A 2,577-nucleotide genomic window follows, 5' to 3' on the forward strand; every position below is an offset into this window, starting at 1 on the left:
TGGAAAAGCGGAAGCCAGATTTTGGAAAAAATAAATGGATACCTTAATAAATTCTAAAGGAAAAATTCTGAAGTATGAAATAGGAAAAGGTTCGAGAGAGATCTCGAACCTTTTCTTTTACTCTATCGCCTGATAGACCATTTGACGCATTTTTTGCTCATAAAAACCGCTGAATGGAGCTGTCTGAGTCATCATTATAGAAATTAAATTTTCCTCAGGATCAATAAAGAAGTAAGTGCAGTAAGCCCCACTCCAATAGTAGGTTCCTTCAGAGCCTAATGATTTTGCATCCGCTACATCAGTCATCACTCCAAATCCAAAACCAAATCCTTGCCCTGGCGCTCTGTAAAGCCCATTGGTCTGATCTCTTGTCATAATTTCAATGGTCTTTGGACTGAGATATTGTTTCCCATTCCATTCGCCTCCATTGAGCAGCATTTGCGCAAATTTGGCATAATCAGGAGCAGTACTAAACAAGGCATTTGCACCAGCGAAAACCGTATTACCTGAAGTAGGCGTTTGCCTTGGCGATTTGATCAATTTCCCATCTTCATCGTAGGTATGAAGGGTTGCCATACGACTTTCTTGTTCTTCGTTTAGATTATATCCAGTGTCTTTCATTCCCAGTGGATCGAATAGTCTTTTTTGTAAAAACTCTGCAGTAGTCATTCCAGAAAATTTCTCAATCAATAATGAAAGCACATCAGGAGAAGCAGAATAGTACCATTGCTTACCCGGCTGACCAATCAGAGGCATCGTGACCAAAGTTTTGATTCTACTTTCAATATTCTCATGCGTTGGACTGTAAATAGCATTTCTAATTTCTTCTTCCAGTTTGCCAGCAGCTATGCCGTGTGAAAACCCTGAAGTATGGCTTAAAAGCATGGCCATGGTTATTTTTGATTCGGCGGGAACAGTTCCTCCAGCTACTCCTTTGCTAGGATCTACCGCCACTTTTAAATCTTTAAACCAAGGTAAATATTTCTCAACAGGATCATTCAGAAAGAAATGTCCTTCTTCATAAAGCATCATAAAAGCAGTAGTAACAATAGGCTTGGTCATGGATTGGATAAAGAAAATCTGATCTGGACTCATCATTGACTTAGATTCAATATCTGAATATCCTATCGTTTGCTCATGTGCCTTTTCACCATTTTTATAGATTAAGGTTACTGCTCCGGCAAGCCGACCTTCATCCACTTCCTTTTGGATGTAAGAATCATACCGAGCTATTCTTTCCTGAGATATAGATGTAGTGGCATGGTGCTTTTCTGCCATAGTTTGAGCAACAGCACCGGTATTTAGAAGAAAAAAGGAAATGAATAAAAATCTAAAATAAAGTTTGATCATGGCTTTGGGAATTATGTTTAATCAAAAATTGGTCATTTTGCCTGAATTTAATTCACTTTTGTTTCTTTTTCCTAATTTGATTGAATGAAAACAAACATATAGAATTCTAGAAATACAATAATGAATATTATCCATGCTAGATTTAATGTGACCATTAATATATAATTCTAATCATATGAAACATCTTGAAACCTCCTATGAAACCCACGATGGTAAGAAGCTTTTTTTACAGGCTTGGATGAGCGATTCGCCAATAGCTAGCCTACTCTTGGTCCATGGGCTTGGTGAGCATAGCAGTAGGTATTTGCATTTGGTAGAAAAGCTGAATGATTCGGGAGTTTCTGTTTTCACATTTGATGGGAGAGGTCATGGAAAGTCCGCCATAGGCAAGCCAGATGCCTTTTTTGAATCTTATCAGGATTACCTCAAGGATATTGACGCGCTTTTTGGAAAGGTGAAAAGCTATGTTCCGGGAGTGCCAGCATTTTTATATGGACATAGTATGGGAGGGGGATTGGTGGCTGCTTATGTTTTGGATTTTAAACCGCAGGCCGCTGGAGTGATTTTGAGTTCGCCGGCAATCAAAGAAGCGGAAGGTACTTCTAAAGCATTAATCGCTGTAGGAGGGATAATCAGTAAATTTTCTCCAAGGTTTAAAGCATTGAAATTAGATGCCTCGAAAATTTCAAGAATTCCTGCTGAAGTAGAAAAATACCTGAATGATCCTTTGATCTACACTAATCCGATTCCGGCAAGAACTGGGAATGAACTTTTGATCATGATGCGAAGTATTCAAAAAAAGGCAACTGAATTTGATCTTCCAGTGCTGCTAATCCATGGTTCTGAAGATGGTTTAACTAATCCCAAAGGATCTGAAATCCTTTATGAAAAAGCGAAATCAAAAGATAAAACTCTGAAGATTTTTCCAGGAGGTTACCATGAGTTGATTAATGATACGGATCGAGAGGCGGTGATGGGACTAATTATAAATTGGGTAAAAGGCAGAATCTAAATCTCAGCCAAAAGACCCTTGATATCCAGTTGCCTCGTATACATCTCAATACTACCGTCAGGATTTAAAGGCCATTTATCACGAGGTCTGTCCCAATACAATTCAACTCCATTTTCATCTGGGTCGTCTAAATATAAAGCTTCCGAAACACCGTGATCTGCAGCACCTGTAAGAGGGTAGTTTGCGTCAACAAGTCTTTTTAAAAGAATTGCCAG

2 protein-coding genes and 1 pseudogene are annotated in these 2,577 nt (G+C 38.7%); 1 reads left to right on the plus strand and 2 read right to left on the minus strand.

Translation table 11 applies throughout. The features are described from left to right. Nucleotides 1-117: 117 nt before the first annotated feature. On the minus strand, nucleotides 118-1,350 hold the full coding sequence (locus Q0L68_RS19450; protein ID WP_296705909.1) for a serine hydrolase: 1,233 nt from the start codon (nucleotides 1,348-1,350) through the stop codon (nucleotides 118-120). A 175-nt stretch (nucleotides 1,351-1,525) separates the two neighbouring features. On the opposite strand from Q0L68_RS19450, the gene Q0L68_RS19455 reads away from it, so the two are divergent. Then, the gene (locus Q0L68_RS19455; RefSeq protein ID WP_296705910.1) at nucleotides 1,526-2,362 is read left to right on the plus strand and encodes an alpha/beta hydrolase; all 837 of its coding nucleotides are present in this window, start codon (nucleotides 1,526-1,528) and stop codon (nucleotides 2,360-2,362) included. Here the strand turns inward: Q0L68_RS19455 and Q0L68_RS19460 are convergent. Continuing rightward, a pseudogene (locus Q0L68_RS19460) lies at nucleotides 2,359-2,577 on the minus strand (glyoxalase); the annotation flags it as partial. The gene Q0L68_RS19455 and the pseudogene Q0L68_RS19460 sit on opposite strands and share 4 nt — an antisense overlap.

The sequence above is a fragment of the Algoriphagus sp. genome (assembly GCF_024642405.1).
In the GTDB taxonomy this organism is placed as follows: Bacteria; Bacteroidota; Bacteroidia; order Cytophagales; family Cyclobacteriaceae; genus Algoriphagus.

Bases quoted from the DNA above. Each gene is read 5' to 3' on its own strand.
- Q0L68_RS19455 (WP_296705910.1), top strand. From the start codon at position 1,526: ATGAAACATCTTGAAACCTCCTATGAAACCCACGATGGTAAGAAGCTT.
- Q0L68_RS19450 (WP_296705909.1), bottom strand. From the start codon at position 1,350: ATGATCAAACTTTATTTTAGATTTTTATTCATTTCCTTTTTTCTTCTA.